Source organism: Nocardioides sp. NPDC054178 (genome assembly GCF_055585005.1).
The window spans coordinates 161,860-186,556 of sequence record NZ_JBVJKY010000008.1 but is presented as its reverse complement, the minus strand read 5'-3'; the positions used below and the strand labels follow the sequence as shown (position 1 = coordinate 186,556).

The window sequence follows — 24,697 nt, the reverse complement described above, 5'->3', positions numbered from 1 at the left end:
TCATGGTCGACTCCAAGGAAGCCCTCGAGCTCGTCGTCAAGCTCTCCGAGCGACTGGCCCTGCGGGCGAAGAAGATCAAGCCCCGCTTCGAGTACCTCGAGGCCGAGCAGCCGCTTAAGTTCGCCACCGAGAAGTGGAAGACGATCCACGCCAACCGCTACAAGGGGTTCTCCGACAACTGGTGCGAGGTTGTCGCCTCCGCGGTGGTCGACCGGCTCCGGGTCGACGGCTTCCGCATTGGCGACGACGAGCAGACCGCCGACGAGCGCGAGCTCTGGGTCGACTGGCAGCGTGCCGAGATGACCGCCCAGTCGAACGAAGGGTTCATGTCCTCGGTCGCCGCCTCCCGCTCGGCCGTGATCGTCTGGGCGGACGACGATGGCGAGCCGGAGCCGACCTGGGAGCTCCCCGAAGAGGTCATTGTTGACTACGTCCCGGGCTCCCGACGCCGCCGTCGCGCCGCCCTGAAGGTGTGGACCGACGACGAGCTGGAGTACGCCACCCTCTACCTGCCCGACGAGCTGTGGAAGTGGAGCCGGCCCGCCTCGGTGAGCGAGCGCGCCCGCGCCCGCCTGGTCGAGGCTGGGCTCGATATCCCGACCCTGGACCTGGGCCACGCCGGCTGGCAGCCGCGCGAGGTTCCGGGCGAGGCCTGGCCACTGCGGAACCCTCTCGGAGTCGTGCCCGTGGTCGAGGTCCTGAACCGCCCGCGTCGAGGTGGCCAGCCGATCTCGGACATCGACGGGGTCATGGCGATGCAGGACACCTGCAACCTGATGTGGTCCTACCTCTTCCCGGCCGCCGACCACGCCTCAATGCCGGCCCGCGTCATCACCGGCGGCGAGCCGCCACGGGTCCCGGTCCTCGACGACGCCGGCCAGGTCATCGGATCGCGGCCGGCGAAGATGGAGGAGCTCGAGGCGGGCCGCTTCCTCTACCTCCCCGGTGCCTCCGGAATCGACTCCTGGGAAGCCGCAAAGAACGACTACTTCATCGGCGTCATCCGCGAAGCCATCGCCCACATCGCCGCCCAGACGCGCACGCCGGGTCACTACCTGCTCTCGAACGAGAAGTTCGCCAACCTCAACGGCGACGCGCTCACCGCAGCCGAGGTTCCGCTCTCGACCAAGGTGGACAACTTCCACCTGCACGCGTCCCCAGACATCAAGGAGATCGGCGCCCTGATGGCGCTCGTCCGCGGCAAGGATGCCTTCGCGAAGGAGATCCGCTCGACGCCGGCGCTGCAGTTCGTCCACTGGAAGGACGGCGCGATCAACTCGCTCGCGCAGTTGGCCGACGCCGCCACCAAGGACAAGGCAATCGGCATGAGCCTGCGCACGATCCTCGAGCGGCGATACGGCTTCACCACCGAGCAGATCGACCGCGAGATGGAGCGCATCCGTGACGAGGCGCAGGCGCAGGCACCCGTGGATCCCGTAACGCAGGCGTTCGTCAACGAGCTCGGAGCAGTCGGTGCCAACGCAGGCCGAGCAAGCACCACCGTCGGCAGCTAAGTACCAGGCGCTGTCCGCCCTGGCCGCCTCGCAGGCCGCTGCAGGGGCCGCCACCGCCTGGACCCAGAGCGCGGCCGCCGCCGCGGCCGCGGTCGTCGCATGGCAGGTCCGCGCGGCTATCCTCGCCGAGCGCGGCATCGCCCAGATGCTCGCCGAGCAGCGCATCCCGGCCCGCCCACTGGCCCGCATCAACCCCGTCGCGTTCACCACTCCCCCCGCCACGCTGCAGCAGATCGCCCAGCAGGTCGAGACCGAGTGGCAGATCGAGCGCATTGCAGCCTCCATCACCCAGGAGGCCGCCCGGGCTGCCCAGGAAGCCGCCATCGCGGTCCAGGATGAGGATCTCCGCTACGTACGGATGCTGAACCTCCCCTCGTGCTCTCGGTGCGCCATCCTGGCGGGCAAGACTTACAACTGGGAGGACGATCTCCCCCGCCACCCCGGATGCGACTGCATTGCAGTTCCGGTGGCTCGTGACGACGACTCCCTGGTCCAGGACCCCGAGGAGCTCGCTCGCGAGGGCCTCGTCACCGGCCTGTCGAAGGCCGACCTCGACGCCATCAACCATGGCGCCGACATGAACCGGGTCGTGAACATCCGCCGGCGAGCCGCCGGCCTGTCCGTCTCGGGCGAGGTGCTCGCTCGCGCCGGCCGCCTGACCCCCGCGGGCGCTCGCCGAGCCGCGAACGGCGACAAGAGCACCTACCTCAGCCTGCTCGAGCAGAACGGATACCTGCTCGGGCCCAACGGTCGCACCGCGGCCGCCTGAAACCTCCCGACGCGCAAGGCGCCGGGCCGACCTTCCGCAAGGGGAGATCACCATGAAGCACAGCGCACTTCCGTCGCGGCTTTCGCCGGAGCACGCCGCATGGCTGGCCGCAACCATCGAGCGCAACCGCTCGACGTACGCCGGCTGGCGCATGGGGCCCGACGATGGCGACCAGGATGACGACCAGAGCGACGACTCCGGCGACGGAGACGACGACCAGGGCGACGACTCCGACGACGACCAGGACGACGACAAGGTCGACTGGAAGGCCAAGTTCGAGGCCCAGCAGAAGGTCAACCGCACCCTCGAGCGCAAGACTCGCAGGGACGCCAGGACCATCGCCGACCTGACCGGCAAGAAGCCCGAGGGCGGCGGCAAGGCCGGCGACAAGGCCGCCGACGACAGCGGTGCCCCCGACCTCGACAAGGTCCGCGCCGACGCGAAGGCCGAGGCCGTACGCGAGGCGCTGCACGGCCGCGTCGAAGACAAGATCGAGGCCAAGGCGAGCGCCTTCGCCGATCCCGAGGACGCGGTAGCGGTGCTGCTGCGGACCCATGACATCGAAGACTTCCTCGACGACGACAAGGTCGACGTCGAGGCCATCACCGACGCTCTCAAGGAGCTCGGCGAGAAGAAGCCTCACCTGCTCGCGCAAGGCGGCAAGAGGTTCCAGGGCAGTGCTGACGGTGGGTCCCGCAAGGGGGCTCCCAAGCGTGCTGCATCTCTGGGCGAAGCCGTCGCCCGCCGCTACGCCGACTAGAGCTAAGGAGGCTCTCTCATGGCTGTGACACTTGCACAGGCTCAGGTCAACGTCCAGGACGACGTCGACTACACCGTGATCGACAAGTACCGCCGCACCTCGTGGCTGCTCGACCAGCTCACGTTCGACGACGTGGTCAACCCGGGCACCGGGGGCGCGACGCTCACCTACGGGTACACCCGTCTGGTGAACGCCCGCCAGGCCGCGTTCCGCGCGATCAACTCCGAGTACGCCAAGGGCCAGGCGACCCGCGTGCGGGCCACCGCCGACCTGGTGCCGCTCGGTGGCGCGTTCGAGGTCGACCGCGTGATCGCCGACCTCGGTGCCTCGCGCACGAACGAGGTCACCTTCCAGATGGAGCAGCTCATCGAGGGTGCGGTCAACGGGTTCATCAACCAGATCGTCAACGGCGACACTGCCGTCAACGCCAACGGGTTCGATGGCCTCGACGTCATGCTGACCGGCACGTCCACCGAGATGGGCACCGGCACCAGCCTCGACTGGACCTCGGCCACCATCAACACCCAGGACAAGGCTCATGGGGCGCTCGACGCCCTCGACGAGTTCATGGCGCTGATCAACGGAGGTGCCGACGTCCTCATCGGCAACCTGAAGTCGATGACCCGGGTTCGGTCCCTGGCTCGCCGCGCGGGCTACTACACCCGCGAGGAGGACGCGCTCGGCCGCGTCGTCGAGCGTTACGGCAAGACCGTCCTCATCGACGCCGGCACCGTTGTCGCCGACGGAAGCACGACCGAGACCAACGTGGTCCCGATCGAGACGCGCGACGTCGACGGGGCGGGCGCCGGGGGCAACATCACCGGCCTGACCGACCTCTACGCCGTGAACTTCGGCCTCGACGCGTTCCACGCCGCGTCCAAGGTCGGGCCGCTGCTCAAGGCCTGGCTGCCGGACTTCTCCACCGCCGGCGCGGTCAAGCCGGGCGAGATCGAGATGGTCGCCGCCCCGGTCCTCAAGAACACCACCAAGGCTGCGGTCCTCCGCAACGTCAAGGTCCAGTAAGGAGACCCTGAGATGGCCAAGATCTACTCCCCCAACACGGAGTTCACCGGCAAGCGGGCCGGCGTCGGCTTCATCGACGGCGAGGCGGAGACCTCCGACCTCGCCGCCATCGACTGGTGCCGCCGCCACGGCTACAAGGTCGTCGACGACGCACCGGCCGCGTCCGCCTTCCCCGAGGGAGACCCCGAGGAGAAGTGGACCAACGACCAGCTCAAGGCCTACGCCGCCAGCAAGGGCATCGAGCTGGGCGAGGCCAAGAAGAAGGACGAGCTCCTGGCCGCCATCGCGTCGGCCTCGAACCCGACCCCGAGCCCGGCCTCGAGCCCGGCCTGACCGGAAGGGAGGTCCGCCATGGCGCACGACCCGCTCGCATCCGTGTCGGACCTCCCCGCGGTCTGGTCCGGAAACTCCAGGGCCGAGAAGGCTCTCAGGGTGGCCTCGTCGGCCATCCGCGACGCTGCCGGCTCGATCATCAGCCAGGGGTCCGGCACTGTGGTCGTCGACGGTACGGCCGCCCAGCTGCTGCGTCTCCCGGGCCCGATCGTGGCCGTGGCGAGGGTCGAGGTTGACGGTCGGTCGGTCACCGACTGGACCGTCAATGCGAACGGTCTGCTTCGGCGCTGCGGCTGGGGAGACGCGCATACCAGCATCAGGGTCACGTTCACCTACGGCCTCCTCGAGGTCCCAGAGGACATCAGCGACCTTTGCGTCCAGCTCGCCGTCTCGTGGCTTCAGCACGACCAGGCGGGCGGCGGCTCCACAGCCGGCCTCGTCTCGGTCCGCGTCGACGACGCCTCGGAGACCTATACCCAGGAGGCCGCGGCCGCGGTCTCCCCCGTCCACATCCCGGAGCGGACCGCCCGCTGGCTGTCCGCACGCTTCGGCGGCGGCTCGACGGCCGTGATCGAGGCGACCCTGTGAGGGCCCTCCAGGCGCTCGGCCGGCTCCGCGCGCGGGCCGAGTCCCGCATGCTCTCGCGGGCCACCATCCGTCGCAAGACGGGCCGGATGACCCAGAACGAGGACACGGGCCGCCAGTACCCCGTCTGGACCGTGACTCACACCGAGCTGCCGATCCGGGTCGCCGCGCCGGCGGGCAGCACCAGCCAGACCCGGCAGCTCACGCTCCCGGGCGGCGTCGTGAATCTCGCGGTGCTCACGGCGCACGTGCCGGTCGCCACGACCAACCTCCGCGACGGAGACCACATCGAGGTGACATCCGGAGAGAGCGCCGGCCTCGTGCTCAAGGTGCTCGAGGCCGACATGTCCGACCAGAAGACCGCCCGCCACCTCCCGGTGGAAGCGGTCCAGCGACCGGAGGAGTGGGACCTGTGATTCATGTCCACCACGCCGGCCTCACCGACCTCGCCAGCGACCTTCGCAAGATCCCCGTCATCGCCGTCAAGGACATGGTGAGGATCGTGAAGACGTCCGCTCGAGTCGGCGGCACGGAGGCCCGCGGAAACGCGAAGCGGACCTCCGGGGCACACGGCAAGCACTACCCCGGGGCGATCACCTGGGACACCTCGGCCAGCACCTTCTTCGGCTTCGGCGGCGGCTCGATCAGCGCGGCGTACGGCCCGGAGACCAGCCGCCGACAGGGCGAGATGAGCTTCGAGCGCGGCTCGCGCAACCAGCCCCCGCACAACGACCTTGCCAAGAGCGCCGACCTGATCCTCCCGGCGACGGCCGGCGCGGTCCGCAGCGCCATGGACGACTGGTTCTGGCCGGCATGAGCGCGCCAGTCCTCGATGTGCGCGCGCACTTCGACGCAGTCAAGGCGGCCATCGAGGCCGTGGATGCCCAGCTCGGCGAAGACACCTACGACTTCGGCGAGGTGCCCGGCCTGGACGGCAACGACGGCACCATGCCCCGGATCCACGCGCTGCTGCAGGTCGAGCGGGCGTACCTTGCCCCCACCCACAACTCGCGCAAGGCATCCCGGTCTAGCTGGCGAGTCTCGGTCCGGTACGTCGGCGCGACGGTCGACGAGGCCGCATGGGCGCTGAGGCACATCTCAACCGCCCTCGACTCGAAGCGCCTGGTCGTCGAGGGCTTCAGGTCGACGCCCCTGCAGCACGACGTCACCGACGCCATCGCCCGCGATGGCGGCCTCCGCTCCGGGCTGACCGCCTGGACCTACACCCTCTAGGAGATCCGCATGCCCGGAAGGACCGTACGCGTCCGCGACGCCGACGGGCGCGAGTTCGAGGCCATGGCCACCGACGCGCGCCGCCACGGCTGGGAAGTCATCGATGAGCCCCAGCCCGCCCAGACGCCCGCCCCCGAGGCGGTCGAAACCGAGACGCCCGCCGCCGAGGCGGTCGACTCGAAGAAGTCCAGCAAGTCCACCCAGGCGGCGGTCATCGACTCCGAGTCCGCCCCGACCTCGGAAGGAACCAACCGATGACCCAGCTGCCCACCCCGGAGACCGAGCTCTCCTACGGCGCCCAGTCCATCACTGTGCTCACCGCCAAGCCGGCCGCGCTCGACACCACCGGCGTCATCACCCTCACGGAGATGGGCGCCGGCGCGAACATCTCGCTGCACGTCGTCGGTGCGTGGTTCCCCACAGCCGACACCGAGCGCGCCAGCACCGCGCGCAAGGCGGGATCGAGGAAGACCGTCCAGGTCCTCGGCACCAGCACCGTCGCGATCCCCGACATGACGGTCACCCACCGCGCGCAGGAGGTCGACACCGCGGAGGGCAACGAGGCGCGCGAGGCCCTCGTTGAGGACACCATCCGCTACATCGTGCTCAACAACGGCGTGGTCGGCGACATGCCTGCCGCCACCGGCGACCGGGGCAAGGCCTACGCGGTCAAGGTCGGCCGGCCGATGGAGACGCAGACCCAGGACGACGCCGGCGGCGAGAACGCACTCCTCGTCCCGCTGGGATTCGCTCCCGGCTACGACGGTCCGATCGACATCACGATCGGCACCTGATCCACCACTGACGGCTCTCCGCCCGGTCCTAGCCGCGTGCTGGGCGGGGAGCCTCAACGTGGCTACGCGGCGAGCAAGGAGCAACACCATGGCGAGTTTCGCCGAGTTCACCGTCGCCCCAGCGAAACTGCAGACCTGGAGCGAGAAGGTTCCCACTGACCTCAGCAGCACGGCCGCCCTCGAGATTCTCCGCGAGGAGCGGGAAGCGCTCGACGAGGCAGAGGCCACCCAGAAGCAGACCGGTGCCGCGCGCGCTCGCAAGGCCGGAAGCGGCGTGAGCCCGCGGCGGCGCGAGCTCGACACCGAGATCGAGAAGCTCGAGAAGGCGCTCGAGGCCTCGGAGGCCACCCTCACGCTGCGCGTCCTCGACCCGGGCGAGTGGCTCCAGTTCGTCGAAGAGCACCCCGCGGCCGGCGAAGACGAGCCGGGCCACACCGCAGACGTCACCGTCTGCCGTGGCTGGGTCAGCGCTCGCGAGCTGCTCGAGAACATCGGCAGGTTCATCGTCGGCTGGAACGACGAGCCTCTCGACGAGGGTGCTTGGACGGCCGCACACACCAAGAAGATCCCGCCGTCGAACACCCAGAAGCTGCTCCAGTCGATCGTGGACCACCACCAGCGCCCGGTGATCCTCCCAAAATCGTCGAGCGCGTCTTCGACGACCAGGAGCTCCGCGACCAGCTGAACCTGGCGAGATCGCTCGGGATCTCGCACCGGCGGCTCCTCGGCTGGGAGCCGACCACGACGTACGCCTACGACGACTCCGGTCGCCTGGTCGCATCCCGGCCGGAGTCGGAGTGGGACGACGTAGAGCGGTCCAAGCTGCTCGCCCTCGACCTCTACGAGTCCGGCATCGGGCCGTGCGGCCATCACCACGCCGAGACGACCGACCCGGAGAGCTTCTTCTTCGACATCAGGGCCCGCAAGTGCCCGGCGTGCCGGGCGAAGGAGATCGACGACCGGATCCGCGCCGAGCGGGTCCGCGAGTGGGAGAAGCAGCAGTTCGGGGAGAAGGGTGCGCCGGCATCAGAACCCCGTCCCGACGACGGGGTCGTGACCGTGGTCGTCCGCGTCCCGAAGGAAGAGGCGATGGCTCGCCTCGAGGAAGCCAAGGCGAAGGGGGTGGCCAGTGGGAACCAGGCACGAGCGCGTCGTCGTAAGCCTTGACGAGAACCTCTCGACCGGCTTCGCCAACGCCAACGCACACGCCGTGGCGCTGGACCGCACCCTCGGGAAGCTCGACGGGTCGCTGACCAAGCTGCAGGGATCGAACCGATCCTCGGCCGTTGCGCTGCGCACGACCGAGCGGCAGGTCGACAGCCTTGCCGTAGCGACCCGCCGAGGCGCTGGTGACCTCGATTCCTACACCAATCGCCTCGGCCTCCTCGGCACCGCGGCACTCGCGCTCGGCCCCACCATCCTGCCCGTCGCGGCCGCCGGCGTCCCCGCGCTCGGCGCGCTGGCGACGGGTATGTTGACGGCCGCCGCCGCTTCAGCCACGCTCCTGCTCGCCTTCCAGGGCGTCGGCGACGCCGTCTCTGCCGTCTCGGACTACGAGCTCGAGCCGACCGCGGAGAACCTCGCCAAGGTAGAGGCTGCGCTCGATGCTGTCGGGCCCTCCGGTGCCCAGTTCGTGCTCTCCCTCAAGGAGATGCAGCCCGTCCTCCGTGACCTGCAGATGGCGTCGCGCGACGGCATCTTCCCCGGGTTCGAGCGTGGCCTGGACGCCTTGGTCTCCAAGTCGCCCCGGGTCATCAGCTTCGTCGAGGACATCTCTCGTCGGGTGGGTGACCTCGGCGGCGACATGGGCGAGGCGCTCGCGAACGACGAGGACTGGCGGGAGTTCTTCGGCTTCATGGCCACCGACGCCGGGCCCATCATGGAGGACTTCGGCCGCTCGACCGGCAACTTCGTCGCTGGCGTGGCGAACATGGTCGAGGCGCTCTCGGAGCTCTCCGGTGGCGCATCCGGTGACCTGCTGGAGTCCTCCCGCGCGTTCCGTGAGTGGGCGGCCGGGATGGAGGACACCGAAGGGTTCCGCGAGTTCGCTGACTACGTTCGCGAGACCGGCCCCGACGTCGTCGACTTCCTCGGCTCCGCAGCCGACGCATCCATTGAGCTCGCCACCGCACTGGCCCCCTGGGGGACCGCGGTGATCCCCATCCTCACCGCCGGCGCAGACGCCCTGGGTGCGATTGCAGGGTCCCCGATCGGACCTCCTCTCGCTACCGCCGCGGTCTCGATGCTCGCACTGTCCAAGGCCTCCGCGCTGCTCGGCCCCAATCTTGCCAAGGTCGAGACCGCGGCGGGCAACGCCCGAAGCACCATCTCTGGGCTCGGCCGCGACGTGAGGTCCATGTCGAAGGAGTACGGCAACCTTGGTCGTGCCCACTCCGCCGCGCTCTCCTTCATGTCCGGCACCACTGCCGCCGCTCAGCGGACCCGCGGAGCACTCGCCGGCGTCGGCCAGGCCGCGAAGGAGTCGGGCCCGCAGCTGGCGGCCATGACCCTCCTTGCCAGCGGCGCCTCCGACAAGATGGGCCTGACCAACACCGCGATGCTCGCCCTTGCCGGCTCGATGGTCGGTCCGCTGGGCACCGCCACCGGCGCTGCCGTTGGTCTGACGATGGACCTCGCACACGCGAACGACGACCTGAAGGCCTCAATCGAGGCGGTCAACCAGGCCATCGCTGCGGGCAGTCTCGAGCAGATGAATGCGGCCCGCGATCAGCTGCGCTCCAACCTGACCGAGGCCACCGACAGCGACCTGTTCGGATTCGACCTCCCCGGAGCCTTCGGTGGCCGCGTCGGCGAGATCGGCAACGTCATCGCGCCCCTGACGAACATCCCGAAGGTGATGGGCGGCATCACCGGCGCCACCGGCGAGGCGTCGGACGCCCTCACCGAGGCCGAGGGCGCGATCGAGAACTACGCCGAGTCGGCGAGCTTCGCCGTCGGCGCGCTCAACGAGCTGACCATCGCCCAGCAGGCGCAGACTCAGGCATCGCTCGACGGCATCGACGCCGGAACTGCGTACGGCGCCGCGCTGGCCGCCGCTGCGAAGCAGGCAGACACGGGCGCCCAGGGCTTCGACAAGTTCACCGAGGCCGGCCGCGCGAACCGCAGCGCCATGACGACGCTGATCGAGGCCTACAACGCCCAGGACGCGGCGACGAAGAACTCGGTCAAGGGATACCGCGACGCCCGGCAGGAGATTGCCGAGCTCGGCCGCGGCATGGGTTTGACCAGCGAGCGCATCCGCGAGCTCCAGGCCGGCCTCGACAAGCCGGCCACGATGAAGGTCGACACCTCCACTGCCCAGCGCGCGATCGCAGGCGCCCGGGATGCTCTCCGCGACCTACCGCCCGAAGTTCAGACACACATCGCCACCAAGGGCATTCCGCGGACCGAGGCTCAGGTCAACGCGTTGGTTGCGAAGTACAAGCTGACCGAGAAGCAGCGCACCGCGCTGATGACCCTGAAGGACCTCGCCTCGGGGCCCCTGGGCTCGATCGCGCGCCAGCTGCTCTCCCTGGATGGCCGCACCGCCCTGATCACGGTCTACACCGACCAGGTGACCCGCCGCCGGATCATCGACTACGGCGTCACCAAGATGAAGGGCGCTGCGGCCGCAAACCCAGGCTGGTCCGACGCCATCGGTGGCTTCCACGTCAACGGCACCCGGGCATTCGCCGACGGCGGCTGGGGATCCGACGGCAGGTACTACTCCCGCGAGCCGATGCTCGTCCCGGGCGGCAAGAACATCTTGTGGGGCGAAAAGTCCACCGGGTGGGAAGCCTACATCTCCGGCAAGCCCGGCGAGCGGGATCGCAACCTCGAGATCCTCGCGCTTGCCGCAGACCGCCTCGGCGCCGAGGTCACCGCGTTCGCAACCGGCGGCACGACCGGCGGCGCACCTACCCGCAGGCGCACGGACCCGGTTGCGGCCGCGCGGTGGCAGGCGGGACACCGCACCCCGGATGCGTCCCTGATCGCCGGCATGACGGTCAAGCAGCTGATCCGGCTGGGCAAGGCCTTCGACGACGTCTCGAACAAGGGCCTGTCTCGCTTCGAGCGTGGCCTCGAGCGAGCCATCACCGTGCAGGAGAAGCAGACCGAGAAGGCCCGCGACCGGTTCGAGGCCTCACGCGACCGCCGCAACGAGATCTCCTCGTCGATCGCCTCCGGCCTGCGCAGCGATCTGTGGGCCAACAACGGCGGGTCCGCGTTCAGCAAGAGCTTCGCGGCCGGATCAATCGGTGGTGTCACCTCGCTGCTCAACGCCGACACCCGCACGGCGAAGCAGTTCAACAAGGACATCGCGACCCTGCGGAAGAAGGGCCTCAATGGCGCAGCGCTCGAGGAGATCATCGCCTCCGGCGATGCCAACCGGGCCCGCATGTTCGCGTCAGGATCGAAGTCGGAGCTGCAGACCTACGAGCGCGCGTACAACGCCCGCCAGTCCGCTACCGCGGCGGCCGGCCGATTCGGCGGCCAGGTCCTCACGCCCGAGTTCAACGCGCTCCGCGGCGCGCTCGACAAGCAGCTCGCGCAGCAGAAGACCATGAACAAGCAGCTCAGCCTGCTCCGCAAGGAGCAGGACCGACGGCACGACGCGGCCCAGAAGTCTCGCAAGGACAACGGCGCCGGACCCGCGGCACGGAGAGGGGCACGAAGCAGATGACCCCATCATGGACGCTCGACGAGCTAGCCCTGCTCACCAGCGACCTCGAGGGACGCCTCGCCGACGACACCGACGGCTACCACCTCGAGCTGCTCGGCGACAACCTGGAGATGGCCAGCGCGGAGCAGGCCGTCGCCTCCGTCCAGTCGCAGCTGTTCGACGGCGAGGCGATCACAGCCGGCGCGTACGGCAACATGACCGCCACGCTCCCAGTGGCGATCGTGGGAGTGGACTCGGGGGCCCTGGGCCGAGGAGTCACGGCCATGGTCCGCGTCCTGCGGCGCCCTGGCATGAGGGAGCTCATCTATCGCGCGGCCGACGGTGCGTCCCCGGCGACAGTCTTTGACGTGCTCCACGCGAAGCCGGAGCTGAACTACGACGACCAGGACGACGTCGACAACCGCCGGGTCTACCAGCTGACGCTGACCTGTAAGCCGTTCCCGCGCTCGGACACCGAGGTCCGCACCGAAGGCACCGCGGTCAGCGAGCCCACGTATGCCCTCGTCGACGACGTCGCATCGTCGACCAACTGGTCGGCGCAGGACCCAGACTGGGTGCCGGCGTCGGGAAGCGCGCTCTCGGCCGCGCAGTCGTGGACGCCGCTGCGCTACAACATCATGCCGCGGCCGCTGATCTCGGACGCGGCCAAGAACAGCGGCTGGTCTGCGGGCTCCAACACGATCTCCATCTCCTGGTCCTCAGGGAGGATGGTCGTCAAGGGGAAGCCGACGTCGGCGTCGACACGGGTGTTCGCCAACGCGCCCTGGGCCTATCTGATCGGAACTGGCCCAGTTCGCGTGCGGTTCGAGCAGGGAAGCGCCTTCCTGTGCAGGTTCGGGATGGTCTACCGGTGGTTCAACGCCTCCCGGAAGCAGATCGGTGGAGACCTCACCATCACCGAGGTCCCTCGAACGAACCCCACCCACACGATGAGCGCCCTCCTCACGCCGCCCGCGGGCGCCGTGGCGTTGGGCATCTATCCGTACACGGAGTTCACGAACGCCACCGGCGGTGAGCGCACCTACACCCTGCGGCAGGTCTACGTCGGACCCGACGGTGCGAGCTTCTTCGGAAACGCCCCGGACACGACGACCCGCGCCTACGACTGGACCGGCGCGGTGGACGCCTCTGCCCAGGTCGAGCTGGGGCTCGCGTCCATGGTCGTCTCCGCCGGCCAGGTCGCCGTCGCCGCCTACCACCACGCGTCCGGCGGTCTGACTCCCGTCCTGACCCGCTCCGCGGCATGGGCGACCACCACCGAGGCGCCGTACCTCGTGATCACCGGCAAGATCACCGGCGCCTCGCCGACGTTCATGGCGTCCGGGCTGCTGGGCGGTTCGGGGTGGATCAAGCCCGACTTGGTCACCGCTGCCCCGGACGGCACATTCAAGGCCTACTTCCGTGTCGGGCCACGGACAGGCTCGACGCTGACCCTCAAGGCTACCGGCCCTGACGTCACCCCGACGGGAGCATCGGCCGCGGCCGCGACCACTGCGACCCTCACCGTCACCCAGGTCGACACCGCGACCTCCATCCCGCCGATCGGCACGGGCCGACAGGGGAAGTTCACGGTCGACGTTCAGGGCACGATGCCGGCCGAGGCCTCCCTGCAGGTCGCCAACCCCGGCGGTGTCGGCGGCAACGTCCTGATCTACACGTCACCGGCGAACCCTGACTTCGTGCCCGCGCTGTCTCCGTCGCTGGTCGCGGCCGGGACTGCAGACCCGGCGTCGATCTCGAACAAGACCTTCGCGGTCCCGACCTCCCAGCCGGCCAACCCGACCTGGAAGGTGCCGCACAGCGGCCTGGTCGACTCGACGTACGCCCTGGTGGCCAGGATCTCGGGGTCCGGCCTCACCAGCGGAGCCGCCTACACGTTCTCGGTCACCCAGCAGACCAGCCCCGATGGCGGCGGCTACTACGGCGAGTCCGCGACTACGACCGGCAAGGTCGTCGCAACCGGCAACTCGATGACGCGGTTCCTGCAGCTCGGCACCCTCCGACTCCCGACCGTCGGCACCGACAACGACCCCGAAGCCATCGAGGGCCTCAAGATCTGGGCCAGTGGTGGGACCTGGGTCATCGACGAGGCGTGGCTGTTCGATCTGGTCAACGGATCGCTGTCGCACGTGACGCTCATGTCGCCGACCTATCCCAACGTGACCGTTCAGGCGGCCTCCCCATCCCGGCCGCGGCAGCGCTACATCGTCGAGGGCTCCTTCGGCTCAGTCAGGTCTCTGGATCGTGGCGTGCAGGTGTGGGGAAATCACCGGCTCGACCCGGTCGTCGGGTGCGACGTCTTCGCGATCTGCGACGCCGGCACCCCCGACCTCGAGGTGAGTGCGTCGTACTACCCGAGATGGGACATGTTCGCTGCCCAGCTCGACGGCGACGGGACGACCTGATGCAGGGCGCCGAGGCCAGGATCGGTGACGTCTGGCTCTCCTCGCTCGGCCCCTGGGGAGACCTCGTCGTCGAGGACCGGTGGCCGGGCGGATGCCACGAGCTCACCGGGAAGATCGACCCCAGGCTCACGCACCGTCACCCCTCGCTGGTCAACGGCGCACCGGTCGACCTCGTCGTGGCCGGGCCGCGATGGACCGGCGAGCTCGCCGAGCTCGACTGGGAGACCGGCGAGTTCGTCGCCACCGGCCTCTACCGCCAGGGCGACCAGGCCCCCGCGCTGAACGCCTCTGGGATGACGACGACGATCCCCAACGCAGCGATCGACAAGGCGATCTCGGCGGGATGGGTCAGCTGGATCCGGCCCGCCTCCATCTCCTCATCCCCCTACTCGGCATCCGACGCGACCGGGGACGCGACCGCCGAGGTCAACGTGGTCGGCGCCTTGCTCGACGAGTGGGCGGCCGGCTCCGGAAAGCGATGGGGCATCGATGAGCTCAGGGCGGTCGTCGCGTACGCGGACCCGACCACGGCCACGCACTTCCTGGTCAACGTCCCCTCGCCGGTCGAGTCGAAGCAGCGCGCCGTTGGGTCGGTGATCGCCCGGTGGGCGGACACCACCGGCAAGGCCTTCACCACGATCCGCGGTAGCGGGCGTCCCGTCCTGACCGTGAGCTTCCTCGACGCAGGCCCACTCACGTCGAGCCAGGTCACCGCACGCTGCGACAGGATCCTCTCGGCCACGGCCGGCTCCTCCACGTACGGGCCATTCATCCTCACGCGCGACCAGATCATCGGGGCGCCCCACCTCTCCGTCGTACGCGCCAGCCACAGGGTCGTCATCGTCGATCAGATCGGCGCCGACTTCTCCATCGTCGGACCGTCGCTCGTCCTCGGTGCATCGAAGTGGAACTCCGACGAGGAGACCATCGAGTGCACGCCGGTCGATGCCCCCGACCTCGACCTCGAGTCCATCGTCGCCGCCCAGGGAGGTGACCTGGAGTGACGAAGAAGAAGTGGGACGGCCGGCCCGCGACGACCAAGCGCCGCGGGGTCGTCACCTATGGCAACCTGGCCAACGGCGCCACAGCGAGCGGGACCGTGACCTTCCCGTCGCCCTTCGGGGCCGCCCCGGACGTGACCATCACCCCCGTCTCGTCGCGAGTCAACGCAGCGATCATCTCCGTGACTCCGGACGGCTTCGAATGGGTGGTCTCCAACTGGTCCGGAGGGTCGGTCGGATCGTTCGTCACCGCTCGATGGGTTGCAACCGCTCCCTGATCACCACGACCCCGTCGTGATCCGGCGGGGTCCCACCCGAGAGGACCTGCCCATGCCCGAATACATCCAGAACCTGCTCTGGATCAGCGCGGCCGTCGCCGCCGTGCTGACCATCGTCGGCGGCGTGCTCGCGCTCCATCGCCTGTTCAAACGCCTCGACGTCATTGGCGAGGGGGTCCTCGGCAAGCCCGAGGTGCTCGACTACTCCGGCGCCGTCATCGAGCCCGCCGTGCCGTCCATCCAGGCACGCGTCTCCAGCCTCGAATCGAAGATCAGCGAGAGCAATCAGGAGAAGCGCGTGGCATCGCTCGAGGCATGGCGCGAGGAGCACACGCGCGACACCGACACCATGGTGAACCGGCTGATGGATCACGTCCTCGGCCCCGAGGGCAAGTAGACCCTCCCTCACGATCTCGACCCCCGTGCCGATGGGATGCGGCCGGGGGTCGAGCTGCATCCCGAGCATCCCCGGAGGAACCCATGACCGAGCAGCTCCCCGAGGTGGCCGCCATCGCCGAGGACGACGTCAACCCTGACGACCTCGCCGGTGAGGACCTGCCCGAAGAGGACATCTACGAAGAGGGCGAGGTGGAGCGCTGATGTCGTACTTCCTCGCCCCCTCGCTCGTCGCCTTCCGCAAGGAGGTCAACGCGCGCTGGCCGCGCCGGGACAAGTCCAGCGACGGCTGGATCGGGGACACGAGCCACGCCGCACGGGTCTCCAGCCACAACCCGCTGTGGTCGGCGCCGGGCAAGTGGTCCGGCGTCGTGCGCGCCGTCGACTTCGACATCGACGACAACGACCCAGACTCGGACCTCCGCAAGGAGATCATCAAGGCCGCCGTCGGCGACTCGCGCGTCTGGTATGTGATCTCGAACGGGATCATCTACTCCCGGACTCACGGCTGGGCCGCGCGCCGCTACACCGGCTCGAACGGCCACTACGGCCACGTCCACGTCAGCCTGCGAGAGGTTCAGTCCGCCTGGTCGGACACGAGCCGCTGGCTCGACGAGGCCAAGCCGACCTGGGAGTGGAACCCCAAGGTCACCTCCGACCTGGTGCTCGTCCAGCACGAGTTCCAGAAGGGAGCTGGCCACCGTGACGGCGTTCTGAAGCGCTACCACGGCGTAGCGGCGGTGCAGAACGCCCTCAACGCCAAGGCCGGGACCAACCTTGCCGTGGACGGGTTCGCCGGACGGAGAACCGTCGACGCCATGGCCGCCTTCGAGCGCAAGCACAAGGTCGGCACCGGCTACGCAACCACCCCGGACGCGGAGTCCCTCGGGCCCGACGGCCTCCAGATCCTCTACCGGTTCAAGGTCCCGGCACCGAAGCCCCCGGCCAAGGTCAAGGCCCGAATCGCGATCCACAACACCTACGTGAAGCGCGCTGTCTCCGAGGTCAACCGGACCTACTCGGCGCTCCTCTCCAAGCACCGGCCGCACGCGGTGCTGCTCCAGGAGACCGCCCAGATGTACGGCAAGTGGAGCATCCCTGGCTACCGCGCCATCCAGTTCCGCCCGAAGCGGCTGCACGAGGACCACATCATCGAGACGTCGAGCAACACGGTGCTCGTCCGCAACGATGTGGCGGCGGGGTTCCGCGAGCTCCTCGAGCTGTCTGAGACGTGGAAGGGCCCCAAGGTCGGGGCCATGCACGACCCTCGCGCCCCCCTTGCCGTCACGATCTCGGTGGAGGGCAAGGACCTGGACCTCCTCGACGTCCACGGACCGTTCGGCCGCGACGCCGTGGCGGAATTCAACGCAGAGGTCGCCGCCTGGCTCAAGGCATCCTCGAACCCTGCCATCGCCGGCGGGGACTACAACGAGGAGTTCGCCACGGTCATGGACCGGGTCGCGGGTCCCGCTGGCGCTGTGGTCGACGGCAAGGCGCCCGACATGGTCGTGATCAAGGGAGCCAAGAAGGTCGGTTCCGCAAACCTGGATCGCCAGGGCTCGGACACGCACGACTTCAAGATCTTCGACTTCGAGATCTGAGCAGAACACTCACCGAAGGAAGGCAACATCATGATCCCGACCCTGGGCCGCATCGTGGCCTACAAGCTCACGTCGTACGACGCGGAGTCCATCAACAAGCGTCGCGCCGACCTGAACGCCTCCGGCCTCGCCCAGCAGAACACCGGGGCACAGTGCCACGCCGGCAACAGCGTCTCCGCCGGAGACGTCTACCCGATGGTCATCACCCGAGTCTGGGCGTCGGCGCCAGGCGGCTCAGTCAACGGCCAGGTGCTCCTCGACGGCAACGACACGTTCTGGTCGTGCAGCCGCTCGATGATGGTCGACGAGGAGACCGGGCAGCCCCTCGAGGGCTACTGGGCCCCGTTCCTGCGAGTGGGGGCCTGACGATGACCGAGTCGACCAAGCGCACCCTCCGCACGCTCGTGCAGCTGCTCGTGGCCGCTGCGACCTACATCCCGATCATCGTGCCCCTGCTCCCCGCCGACCTCACGACCGGCGGGCTCGCCGGCGTGGTCGCCGCGCTCGTGGTCTGGTCCGGGGTGATCACCAAGGCATGGAACTTCGCCGAGGAACGCGGCTGGATCAAGCCGTGGCTCAAGTCCGATCCGCTCGGCGGGATCACCTCTGCGGACGTCGCGGCAGCTGCAGCCGAGCTGAAGGCCGCACTCGCCGGCAGCGCCGAGCTCCTCGAGGAACTGAGGACCGCCAACCGCGCCAACGCGGCCGCGGTCAACGCTCGGCGCCAGTCCCGCGCCTGACGGCGCACTCCCCCTCGTGGCGCGCCACGCGAACCGCCCCCGCTCGCGTGGCGCGTCACTCCTCGCCATCGGTTCAGACCACCCCGTCACCAGTTGACTGACCAACTAGGAGCGTCCCATGCCTCTGCCCAGCAACGTCGGCACCGGTACCGTCGTCGGCAACTTCTCCGAGGACGCCATCCCCGGCGTCGACCTGACGACATGGAAGGTCGCCCTCCACCCGTCGGTCCGGCAGCTCATCGACGCCACCGCGACGCCGCCAAGCGTCGTCTTCCTCAAGGCGTTCTACGAGCACACTCTGGACGCCGACGGGAACCTCTCCATGACGGTGCCCGCGAGCAACGACCCGGAGCTGAACCCGACCGACTTCACCTATCGGGTGGTCTACACGTTCCCGGGCCTGGGCCTGAACCCGCTCCAGTTCTACATCTCCGTCCCCGAGGGCGGCACGATCGACCTGCCGACGATCAACCCTGTGCAGCAGTCGAACGGCGCGCTCCTCGTCCAGGGCATCCCCGCCGGCGGCGCCGACGGGCAGATCCTCGCCAAGGCATCGGGCACGAGCTACGACACCGAGTGGATCAACCCGCCATCCGGCACCGGCACCGGCCTCCCCGCCGGTGGCACCACCGGCCAGATCCTCATCAAGACCTCGAGCACCGACGGCGCCGCCACCTGGCAGACCCTCGACGCCAGCAAGGTCTCGGGGCTCTCCGAGGCCATCGACGACCGCGTCGCCGCGCTGCTGGTTGCCGGAGCCAACGTCTCCCTCGCCTACAACGACACCACCGGGCAGCTCACCATCTCCGCCGCTGGCGGCGGAGGGGGTGCGGTCACCTCGGTCAACACCCAGACCGGGGCAGTGGTCCTGGACGCCGCCGACGTCGGCGCGCTCCCGGACACCTACGAGCCCAGCTGGGACGACGTCACAGGGAAGCCGGCCGCCATGGCCGTCGGGGCGACGGCTGAGATCGCCCGCGCCGCGATCGGAGCCGGCACCTCCGACCTCGCGATCGGCACCACCGGCACGACGGCCATGGCGGGCAACAAGACCGCTGCCGACCTGGGCGGCGTGGTCGGCACGGGCATCGACATCATCGAGAAGATCACCCAGGCGGAGTACGACGCCCTCCCGACCAAGGACCCTGCGACCCTGTACTGGATCGTCTGATGAAGGCGCGCCTGTTCTCCGAGACGTCCATCCTCACCGTCTCCGGCGACCCGGGGCAGCCCTACAACTTCGGCGTCCGCTTCTCGCCCACCGTGGCCGCCTCGGCCGTCGCGGTCTGGTTCCACTGGGGCTCGAGGAGCACGCCCGGGTCTGGCACTCCCATGACCAACGTCGACGTCGGCATCGCCAACTCGAGCGGGACCATCTTGGAGTCCACCACCGGTGTCACGGTGACCCGTGGATGGAACCGCGTGGAGCTGCCCGCCCCTGTCGCACTGACCATCGGGCAGACTTACATGGCCGTGGTCAAGATCCCCGACGGCACCTGGTTCTCTCTCGCCAGCGGCATGCACTCCGGCGTACGCAACTCCAACGGCCTGACGTTCCCCGCGAACGCGGGTGGCTTCAACGTCGCGACCACACTCACGGCGCCGACCGGAAGCAGCACGCCGCACAACTACGGCATCGACGTCGAGTGCACCGTCGCCGTGGCCCCGCCGACGCTGACCGGGTCAGCAGGCACCTGGGACATGGCCGCGTACGGCAACCAGGCTGAGCTCGAGGACGACGGCTGGTCCTTCGAGGGCACCTCGACCGGAGCCAACAGCTACTCCTCCGCCGGCGTCGGACTCGCCGTCACGAGCACGGCCCAGACCCCGGCACAGAACGTCGTCTACCGCGACCTCCCTGACGGGTGGCGGTCGATCGCGTGGAAGTGCATCTGGACCCCGGGCGGAGTGACGTTCCGAACAGCCCGGTTCGGCATCGGCCGCGGCACCACAGAGTGGACCCAGGTCGCGTTCAACTACGCCGGGTTCCCCTGCTGGGAGACCTGGGCGCCGGCCGACCCGCTCTCCGACGTGGTCATCCGCCCCGAGTCCGCCAAGGACATCAGCCTCGACACCATCACCGCGCCCCGCTACATGCGGATCGACCGGACCGACGACGACCGCCTGGTGCTGATGTTCTCCGAGGACGACAACGGACGGTCCTGGCTCAAGGTCGCCGAGACCGACATGACGTTCGAGCCCGACCAGCTGTTCTTCTACGGCTCCGGCGCCACCACCGGCACGCTCACCGTCGCCGAGGTCGCCGTCGGCACCGACCCACTCCCTCCGCCCCTCGCCTCCGGTGACTGGTTCTCCGGAGAACAGCCCGGCAACCTCCGGATCGGCAACCAGATCGTCACCAAGGGGTACGCCGGCAGCGAGTGGGTCTACCAGCCCACAATGACCGGGTCGTACGTCGGCTTCGACCTGGAAGCGCCGTCGTTCCGGCCATGGGTGGAGCTCGTGCCCGGCTCGACCGCGCAGTGCCTGTGGACGCTCGAGGACGGCAAGGTGTTCGCGTCAGGGTCGAAGCCGGTCATCGACTTCGGGGTCTACACCGAGCGCCAGATGCGCCTCTACGTCGTCGACGGCGGAGCCCCAGCCTTCGACCAGGTCGGGATCCTCAACCTGGGCTTCTCGCACCTGGACGACCCGGGCACGTACGGCCCTGGCCCCACCTACGACTGGGCCCCCCAGCCGGTGGTGGCCATCCAGAACCTGTCGCTGCTGACCGGGCTGACGTCGTTCATGGCGGCCAACTCGGTGCTGAAGACGGTCGACTTCTCGGGCATGGCGGACCTCGAGTTCATCGAGTGCTTCCACGCCGAGATCGAGACGGTCGACCTCACGGGCTGCAACAGCATCATCCGTCTGTGCCTGGAGTCGTGCCAGCTGTCGTACCTCGACATGAACCCGATCTCCGACACGGTCAAGGACGTCCGCTGCGCAGCCACCCGCCACCCTGGCGGGACGCTCACGCTCGAGCCGATCACAGGGATCATGGCGCAGGAGTACCACTACTGCGTGCGTGACCAGATCATCGTCAACCACATCCCGCTGTCCAAGCAGCCGGCGCTCGAAGAGAGATGGGATTGGAACACCGACCAGGAGTCGATCGACTTCGCCAACATGCCGGCCACCATGCGCTCGTTCCAGTCCTATGGAAACCCCTGGACCGAGGAGGCGGTGAACGGCATCCTCATCGAGCTCGACGAGAACGGTCCGGCCACCGGCTTCATCCAACTCGACACCGGCATCGCCTCGAGCGGCGTCCCCGCCGCCCCGACCGGCGCAGGCCTCACGGCCAAGGCCAGCCTCCAGGCAAAGGGCTGGACGGTCCTGACCAACTAGTAGCGGGTGCAGGTCACCGAGCTGCTGTCGCCATTGCAGACGACCGTCGCAGAGTCGTCGTCTCCGGAGTTGACGTACCAGACGTAGGCGGCGACAAAGATCGCCGCCACGATGGCGAGCGCGATGACGATCGCGCCCAGGGTCGTCTCGTGGAACGGCTTGGGTCGCGCCGGCGGCGGGGGTGGCGGCGGCCACTGTGCCCGGGTCTGGTCGGTCATCACGTCCTCCTTGTCAGCGATCGTCGCCCAGCGAATCAGCGGCGAGCAAGGCCCGTGTGACGGACCCGTCGAGATATCCCCCATTGGGGGTATCTCGATACGGCCTACTTGAGGGACCACGGTCCCGCCCCGGGGTACTCTCCGCCGCCACAGATCGGGGCATCCTCGGCGACCTTGCGCAGGTCCCCGGCATAGAACCACCCGAGTTCCGGGAACGCGCCACGCCTCCGCGTGAACGACACGAGGCCCTTCCATGAGCCGAGGCCGGGCGGCTTGTCCTCGAGCTGCTTCCAGCCGATGAGGATGCCGGGCCAGGCCGGGAGAGGGGTCACGCCGCGTCGCAGGATCCAGACGGCGCGGGGCTCGGTCTCGTGCCAGCTCTCCACTCCATGATCATAGAACACATGTTCGAGCGGCGGCCTCGGCGCGGTCGTCGGGGACACCGCAGATGCGCAGGACGGTCGCGGCAATGGCGTACAGCTCCATGGCCGGGACGACGTCGCCGGGGTCGCCGGCCGCGCGCGCACTGACCACGCCCTCGACCTGCTGGATGATGATCCCGCCGAGCAGCTCCTGCCCGATCGAGCCGTTGACGGAGTCGGAGGCACACGCGACCCCGAGCGCACCGTACGCACGCCGGAGCCCCAGCCGGGCGATCTCGTACTCCCGGCACACGTCAGCCCTGGCGACGACGTCGGGGTGGGTCGGCAGGGTCCCGATGTTGTGGGGCAGCTCGGCGAGCACCTGGGCATCGCGGAGCGCCAGCGTGTAGAGCCGCGCTTCGGGCGTCGCGACCCGGGCGAGCTCGTCGAGGCTGTCGAGCGTGGGCCGAACAGTCTTCTCCAGGAGCTCGCCGAGGATGTCGTCCTTCCCGGCGAAGTGGTAGTAGAGCGACGCCTGCCGGATCCCGACCGCGTCGGCGATCTCGCGCGTCGATGTCGCTGCGAAGCCCTGGCCGGTGAATAGGCGGGCGGCTGCGTCGAGGATCTGCTCGCGCGGCGGCCGGGTCGAGCTGGCCGGGATGTGTCTCGGCCGCCCGGGCCGGGGTGCCGTATATCTCGCCGTGTCCATCGCTTCACCGTCGTCGGAGGGGCTGCTGGAGCGACCCCGACACCAGTGACTTGGGACCTGATGCCGGGGTCTCCTTCGAGGCTCCCTCAGCCGCGACGTGCCGCGTAACGGCCTGCTGTCGCCCTTCCGTCGCCCTTACGCTGCCCATTTCTGAGCGAAACTGGTTCAATGCGGTAGGTGGATACTTGGACGGGGGCCGAGGCCCGCCTACTGCGTAAGGTCGCGCTGCGCCTCAGTGTCCGCGACTTCGCTGGCCTCCTCGGTGTCCCGGCGCGCACGGTCTCGAAGTGGGAGCAGGCCGGAGCCGATCGCGAACCGCGACCACACATGCAGGCCATCCTCGACACCGCGCTCGAGCAGGCACCCCCGTCCGCGCGATCTCGGTTCGCGGCCGCCGTAGGAGAGACTGCGGTGCACGACGGAGCGCCGCCGCAGGCGAGTATGAGCGACGTCGATCGCCGTACCATGCTCAAGGCCCTGGGCGTCGGCACTGCGGCGGCCACGAGCAGCACGATGCTGTCGCCGGCGGGCGACCGGCGCGGCCGGGTGGGTGACTCTGAGGTGAGCTCGCTGCTCGCACGCACAGCGCGACTGCGAAGGCTCGACGACTTCATCGGCGGAGCGGACACCTACGGCCTGTACGCCGCCGAGGCCGCGAAGACGACGAAGTTCGTGCGCACGAGCAACTGCACCGGCGACGTACGCCAGGCGCTGACCAGCGTCGTCGCCGAGCAGGAGCAGCTCGCTGGCTGGGCCGCGTTCGATGCCGGCATGCACACCGAGGCGCACGGGCACTACACGGCCAGCCTGGCCGCCGCCAACGAGGCCGACGACACCGTCCTGGCGGGCAACGCCTTCTCGTTCCTTGCCTACCAGCACATCTCGACCGACCGGCCGCGCGTCGACCTGGCAACCCAGTCGTACGAAACCGCGAAGCAGGACGCGACCCCGCGGACCGAGACCCTACTGCTGCAGCGCATGGCATGGACTCACGCGGTCGCCGGCCAGGCCAGGGAGACCGAGGCCGCACTGGAGGCGGCCACCGCGGCGTACCAGCTCGAGGGCGACCAGGAGGACCCCGACTGGGTCTTCTGGGTCGACGACAACGAGCTGGAGATCATGGCCGGCCGCTGCTGGACGATGCTCCGCCGGCCACTGCGCGCCGTCCCCACGCTCGAGGGCGTGCTCGCGCGCTATGACGACACGCACGCCCGCGACAAAGCGATGTACCTGTCGTGGCTGGCGCACGCCTACCTGGACGCCGGCGAAGTCGAGCAGGGCGCCGCGGTGACCTCGCGGGCCGTGGAGCTCGCGACCGGCGTCGCCTCCGTCCGACCGCTGCAGCACATCGACACCGTGCTCCGCCGGCTCCAGCCGCACGAGCGGCTGCCCGAGGTTGCTGACCTCGTCGAGCGTCGCCACGCCCGGGTCAGCGCGATCAGCTAACGGTGCGGTCGATCCAGTCCAGGTAGGCCGCCGAGCCGCCGGCGATCGCCACTGCCGACACCTCGGGGTTGTCCCAGGGGTGCTCGGCGATGAGGTGCGCCTCGAGCTCGGGGTACCGCTGCCCTGTGGTCTTCAGCACCAGGTGCCACTCCTCGCCCTCGCCCTGCTCGCCGAGGTGCCAGAAGAACGACGACACAGGCCCGACGACATGGGCGCCAGCCGCCAGCTTCGCCGCGAGGGCGCCACGCGCGAGCCCGGCGAGCGTCTCCTGGTCGGCCGCCGCGACGGTGACCTGTACGTACTTCGCATCGAGAGTCATGGTCGCCACCCTACGGACCAGCCCAGGAGAGACTTCCGGCGAATGTGCACATTTGCACCTATGGCCGGGTATTGCCGGGTATGGACGGGTAAGCACAGGTACCGAATGTGCCCCTGACCTCGCTAAACGCTTCTGACCTGGGGATGAGTCGATAATTCAAGCCCCGTCGCTCACCC

General features: G+C 69.1%; 27 protein-coding genes. 23 read left to right on the top strand and 4 right to left on the bottom strand.

Annotation, left to right across the window (positions count from 1 at the left end; all coding sequences use genetic code 11):
* Nucleotides 1–2 precede the first annotated feature (2 nt).
* The 22 genes from ACZ6WN_RS24905 to ACZ6WN_RS24800 all read left to right on the top strand — a co-directional run bounded on the left by ACZ6WN_RS24905 (nucleotide 3) and on the right by ACZ6WN_RS24800 (nucleotide 21,467).
* A complete protein-coding gene (locus ACZ6WN_RS24905; protein ID WP_465868539.1) occupies nucleotides 3–1,514 on the top strand; it encodes a phage portal protein in 1,512 nt (503 codons plus the stop codon).
* A complete protein-coding gene (locus ACZ6WN_RS24900) occupies nucleotides 1,474–2,283 on the top strand; it encodes a hypothetical protein (protein ID WP_465868537.1) in 810 nt (269 codons plus the stop codon). Before ACZ6WN_RS24905 ends, ACZ6WN_RS24900 begins: the two co-directional genes overlap by 41 nt.
* A 52-nt stretch (nucleotides 2,284–2,335) precedes the next feature.
* Nucleotides 2,336–3,043 (top strand): hypothetical protein, encoded by a 708-nt coding sequence (locus tag ACZ6WN_RS24895; RefSeq protein WP_465868535.1) that lies wholly within the window; start codon nucleotides 2,336–2,338, stop codon nucleotides 3,041–3,043.
* A gap of 18 nt (nucleotides 3,044–3,061) precedes the next feature.
* Nucleotides 3,062–4,066: a major capsid protein gene (locus ACZ6WN_RS24890; protein WP_465868534.1), complete on the top strand. Its 1,005-nt coding sequence runs from the start codon at nucleotides 3,062–3,064 to the stop codon at nucleotides 4,064–4,066.
* A 12-nt stretch (nucleotides 4,067–4,078) separates the two neighbouring features.
* A complete protein-coding gene (locus ACZ6WN_RS24885) occupies nucleotides 4,079–4,399 on the top strand; it encodes an Ish1 domain-containing protein (protein ID WP_465868533.1) in 321 nt (106 codons plus the stop codon).
* Nucleotides 4,400–4,417: 18 nt separating this feature from the next.
* Nucleotides 4,418–4,987, top strand: a complete 570-nt coding sequence (locus ACZ6WN_RS24880) for a hypothetical protein (RefSeq protein WP_465868531.1) — start codon at nucleotides 4,418–4,420, stop codon at nucleotides 4,985–4,987.
* On the top strand, nucleotides 4,984–5,400 hold the full coding sequence (locus ACZ6WN_RS24875) for a DUF6093 family protein (RefSeq protein WP_465868530.1): 417 nt from the start codon (nucleotides 4,984–4,986) through the stop codon (nucleotides 5,398–5,400). Before ACZ6WN_RS24880 ends, ACZ6WN_RS24875 begins: the two co-directional genes overlap by 4 nt.
* On the top strand, nucleotides 5,397–5,801 hold the full coding sequence (locus ACZ6WN_RS24870) for a hypothetical protein (RefSeq protein WP_465868528.1): 405 nt from the start codon (nucleotides 5,397–5,399) through the stop codon (nucleotides 5,799–5,801). The genes ACZ6WN_RS24875 and ACZ6WN_RS24870 overlap by 4 nt, the downstream gene beginning before the upstream one ends.
* Nucleotides 5,798–6,217, top strand: coding sequence for a hypothetical protein (locus tag ACZ6WN_RS24865; RefSeq protein WP_465868526.1), 420 nt, complete (start codon nucleotides 5,798–5,800; stop codon nucleotides 6,215–6,217). The genes ACZ6WN_RS24870 and ACZ6WN_RS24865 overlap by 4 nt, the downstream gene beginning before the upstream one ends.
* Before the next feature lie 9 nt (nucleotides 6,218–6,226).
* On the top strand, nucleotides 6,227–6,475 hold the full coding sequence (locus ACZ6WN_RS24860; protein WP_465868524.1) for a hypothetical protein: 249 nt from the start codon (nucleotides 6,227–6,229) through the stop codon (nucleotides 6,473–6,475).
* Entirely contained in the window at nucleotides 6,472–7,011 is a 540-nt protein-coding gene (locus ACZ6WN_RS24855) for a phage tail tube protein (RefSeq protein ID WP_465868522.1), read from the top strand. Before ACZ6WN_RS24860 ends, ACZ6WN_RS24855 begins: the two co-directional genes overlap by 4 nt.
* A gap of 540 nt (nucleotides 7,012–7,551) precedes the next feature.
* The gene (locus ACZ6WN_RS24850) at nucleotides 7,552–8,178 is read left to right on the top strand and encodes a hypothetical protein (protein ID WP_465868520.1); all 627 of its coding nucleotides are present in this window, start codon (nucleotides 7,552–7,554) and stop codon (nucleotides 8,176–8,178) included.
* The gene (locus ACZ6WN_RS24845; protein WP_465868519.1) at nucleotides 8,141–11,695 is read left to right on the top strand and encodes a hypothetical protein; all 3,555 of its coding nucleotides are present in this window, start codon (nucleotides 8,141–8,143) and stop codon (nucleotides 11,693–11,695) included. The genes ACZ6WN_RS24850 and ACZ6WN_RS24845 overlap by 38 nt, the downstream gene beginning before the upstream one ends.
* Complete coding sequence (locus tag ACZ6WN_RS24840) at nucleotides 11,692–14,100, top strand: hypothetical protein (protein ID WP_465868518.1); 2,409 nt, start codon at nucleotides 11,692–11,694, stop codon at nucleotides 14,098–14,100. The genes ACZ6WN_RS24845 and ACZ6WN_RS24840 overlap by 4 nt, the downstream gene beginning before the upstream one ends.
* On the top strand, nucleotides 14,100–15,104 hold the full coding sequence (locus ACZ6WN_RS24835; protein ID WP_465868516.1) for a hypothetical protein: 1,005 nt from the start codon (nucleotides 14,100–14,102) through the stop codon (nucleotides 15,102–15,104). The genes ACZ6WN_RS24840 and ACZ6WN_RS24835 overlap by 1 nt, the downstream gene beginning before the upstream one ends.
* Nucleotides 15,101–15,379, top strand: a complete 279-nt coding sequence (locus tag ACZ6WN_RS24830; protein WP_465868514.1) for an H-type lectin domain-containing protein — start codon at nucleotides 15,101–15,103, stop codon at nucleotides 15,377–15,379. The genes ACZ6WN_RS24835 and ACZ6WN_RS24830 overlap by 4 nt, the downstream gene beginning before the upstream one ends.
* Before the next feature lie 52 nt (nucleotides 15,380–15,431).
* On the top strand, nucleotides 15,432–15,776 hold the full coding sequence (locus ACZ6WN_RS24825) for a hypothetical protein (RefSeq protein WP_465868513.1): 345 nt from the start codon (nucleotides 15,432–15,434) through the stop codon (nucleotides 15,774–15,776).
* 202 nt (nucleotides 15,777–15,978) lie between these two features.
* On the top strand, nucleotides 15,979–17,376 hold the full coding sequence (locus ACZ6WN_RS24820) for a hypothetical protein (RefSeq protein ID WP_465868511.1): 1,398 nt from the start codon (nucleotides 15,979–15,981) through the stop codon (nucleotides 17,374–17,376).
* 30 nt (nucleotides 17,377–17,406) lie between these two features.
* Nucleotides 17,407–17,742: a hypothetical protein gene (locus tag ACZ6WN_RS24815; protein ID WP_465868509.1), complete on the top strand. Its 336-nt coding sequence runs from the start codon at nucleotides 17,407–17,409 to the stop codon at nucleotides 17,740–17,742.
* Between the two features lie 2 nt (nucleotides 17,743–17,744).
* Nucleotides 17,745–18,116 carry a hypothetical protein gene (locus ACZ6WN_RS24810; protein ID WP_465868508.1) on the top strand — a complete coding sequence of 124 codons (372 nt, stop codon included), beginning with the start codon at nucleotides 17,745–17,747 and terminating at the stop codon, nucleotides 18,114–18,116.
* 118 nt (nucleotides 18,117–18,234) lie between these two features.
* Nucleotides 18,235–19,287: a phage upper tail fiber protein gene (locus tag ACZ6WN_RS24805; RefSeq protein ID WP_465868507.1), complete on the top strand. Its 1,053-nt coding sequence runs from the start codon at nucleotides 18,235–18,237 to the stop codon at nucleotides 19,285–19,287.
* The gene (locus ACZ6WN_RS24800; protein ID WP_465868505.1) at nucleotides 19,287–21,467 is read left to right on the top strand and encodes a DUF4082 domain-containing protein; all 2,181 of its coding nucleotides are present in this window, start codon (nucleotides 19,287–19,289) and stop codon (nucleotides 21,465–21,467) included. The genes ACZ6WN_RS24805 and ACZ6WN_RS24800 overlap by 1 nt, the downstream gene beginning before the upstream one ends.
* Here the strand turns inward: ACZ6WN_RS24800 and ACZ6WN_RS24795 are convergent.
* The 3 genes from ACZ6WN_RS24795 to ACZ6WN_RS24785 form a co-directional block, all read right to left on the bottom strand.
* Nucleotides 21,464–21,685 carry a hypothetical protein gene (locus tag ACZ6WN_RS24795; protein ID WP_465868503.1) on the bottom strand — a complete coding sequence of 74 codons (222 nt, stop codon included), beginning with the start codon at nucleotides 21,683–21,685 and terminating at the stop codon, nucleotides 21,464–21,466. The two genes, ACZ6WN_RS24800 and ACZ6WN_RS24795, sit on opposite strands and share 4 nt — an antisense overlap.
* 104 nt (nucleotides 21,686–21,789) lie before the next feature.
* Nucleotides 21,790–22,071, bottom strand: a complete 282-nt coding sequence (locus tag ACZ6WN_RS24790) for a hypothetical protein (RefSeq protein ID WP_465868501.1) — start codon at nucleotides 22,069–22,071, stop codon at nucleotides 21,790–21,792.
* Between the two features lie 7 nt (nucleotides 22,072–22,078).
* Complete coding sequence (locus ACZ6WN_RS24785) at nucleotides 22,079–22,756, bottom strand: TetR/AcrR family transcriptional regulator (protein ID WP_465868499.1); 678 nt, start codon at nucleotides 22,754–22,756, stop codon at nucleotides 22,079–22,081.
* A 177-nt stretch (nucleotides 22,757–22,933) separates the two neighbouring features.
* Here ACZ6WN_RS24785 and ACZ6WN_RS24780 point away from each other — a divergent pair, with 177 nt between their 5' ends.
* Entirely contained in the window at nucleotides 22,934–24,202 is a 1,269-nt protein-coding gene (locus ACZ6WN_RS24780) for a helix-turn-helix domain-containing protein (RefSeq protein WP_465868498.1), read from the top strand.
* On the opposite strand, the gene cutA is transcribed toward ACZ6WN_RS24780, so the two are convergent.
* Nucleotides 24,195–24,521: a divalent-cation tolerance protein CutA gene (cutA, locus tag ACZ6WN_RS24775; RefSeq protein WP_465868496.1), complete on the bottom strand. Its 327-nt coding sequence runs from the start codon at nucleotides 24,519–24,521 to the stop codon at nucleotides 24,195–24,197. The two genes, ACZ6WN_RS24780 and cutA, sit on opposite strands and share 8 nt — an antisense overlap.
* Nucleotides 24,522–24,697: the final 176 nt, after the last annotated feature.

What these genes read in the sequence shown, in the direction of transcription:
- ACZ6WN_RS24905 (WP_465868539.1), top strand. Translation starts at nt 3, where the DNA reads ATGGTCGACTCCAAGGAAGCCCTCGAGCTCGTCGTCAAGCTCTCCGAG.
- ACZ6WN_RS24895 (WP_465868535.1), top strand. Translation starts at nt 2,336, where the DNA reads ATGAAGCACAGCGCACTTCCGTCGCGGCTTTCGCCGGAGCACGCCGCA.
- ACZ6WN_RS24890 (WP_465868534.1), top strand. Translation starts at nt 3,062, where the DNA reads ATGGCTGTGACACTTGCACAGGCTCAGGTCAACGTCCAGGACGACGTC.
- ACZ6WN_RS24885 (WP_465868533.1), top strand. Translation starts at nt 4,079, where the DNA reads ATGGCCAAGATCTACTCCCCCAACACGGAGTTCACCGGCAAGCGGGCC.
- ACZ6WN_RS24880 (WP_465868531.1), top strand. Translation starts at nt 4,418, where the DNA reads ATGGCGCACGACCCGCTCGCATCCGTGTCGGACCTCCCCGCGGTCTGG.
- ACZ6WN_RS24865 (WP_465868526.1), top strand. Translation starts at nt 5,798, where the DNA reads ATGAGCGCGCCAGTCCTCGATGTGCGCGCGCACTTCGACGCAGTCAAG.
- ACZ6WN_RS24860 (WP_465868524.1), top strand. Translation starts at nt 6,227, where the DNA reads ATGCCCGGAAGGACCGTACGCGTCCGCGACGCCGACGGGCGCGAGTTC.
- ACZ6WN_RS24855 (WP_465868522.1), top strand. Translation starts at nt 6,472, where the DNA reads ATGACCCAGCTGCCCACCCCGGAGACCGAGCTCTCCTACGGCGCCCAG.
- ACZ6WN_RS24840 (WP_465868518.1), top strand. Translation starts at nt 11,692, where the DNA reads ATGACCCCATCATGGACGCTCGACGAGCTAGCCCTGCTCACCAGCGAC.
- ACZ6WN_RS24835 (WP_465868516.1), top strand. Translation starts at nt 14,100, where the DNA reads ATGCAGGGCGCCGAGGCCAGGATCGGTGACGTCTGGCTCTCCTCGCTC.
- ACZ6WN_RS24825 (WP_465868513.1), top strand. Translation starts at nt 15,432, where the DNA reads ATGCCCGAATACATCCAGAACCTGCTCTGGATCAGCGCGGCCGTCGCC.
- ACZ6WN_RS24820 (WP_465868511.1), top strand. Translation starts at nt 15,979, where the DNA reads ATGTCGTACTTCCTCGCCCCCTCGCTCGTCGCCTTCCGCAAGGAGGTC.
- ACZ6WN_RS24815 (WP_465868509.1), top strand. Translation starts at nt 17,407, where the DNA reads ATGATCCCGACCCTGGGCCGCATCGTGGCCTACAAGCTCACGTCGTAC.
- ACZ6WN_RS24810 (WP_465868508.1), top strand. Translation starts at nt 17,745, where the DNA reads ATGACCGAGTCGACCAAGCGCACCCTCCGCACGCTCGTGCAGCTGCTC.
- ACZ6WN_RS24805 (WP_465868507.1), top strand. Translation starts at nt 18,235, where the DNA reads ATGCCTCTGCCCAGCAACGTCGGCACCGGTACCGTCGTCGGCAACTTC.
- ACZ6WN_RS24800 (WP_465868505.1), top strand. Translation starts at nt 19,287, where the DNA reads ATGAAGGCGCGCCTGTTCTCCGAGACGTCCATCCTCACCGTCTCCGGC.
- ACZ6WN_RS24795 (WP_465868503.1), bottom strand. Translation starts at nt 21,685, where the DNA reads ATGACCGACCAGACCCGGGCACAGTGGCCGCCGCCACCCCCGCCGCCG.
- ACZ6WN_RS24785 (WP_465868499.1), bottom strand. Translation starts at nt 22,756, where the DNA reads ATGGACACGGCGAGATATACGGCACCCCGGCCCGGGCGGCCGAGACAC.
- cutA (WP_465868496.1), bottom strand. Translation starts at nt 24,521, where the DNA reads ATGACTCTCGATGCGAAGTACGTACAGGTCACCGTCGCGGCGGCCGAC.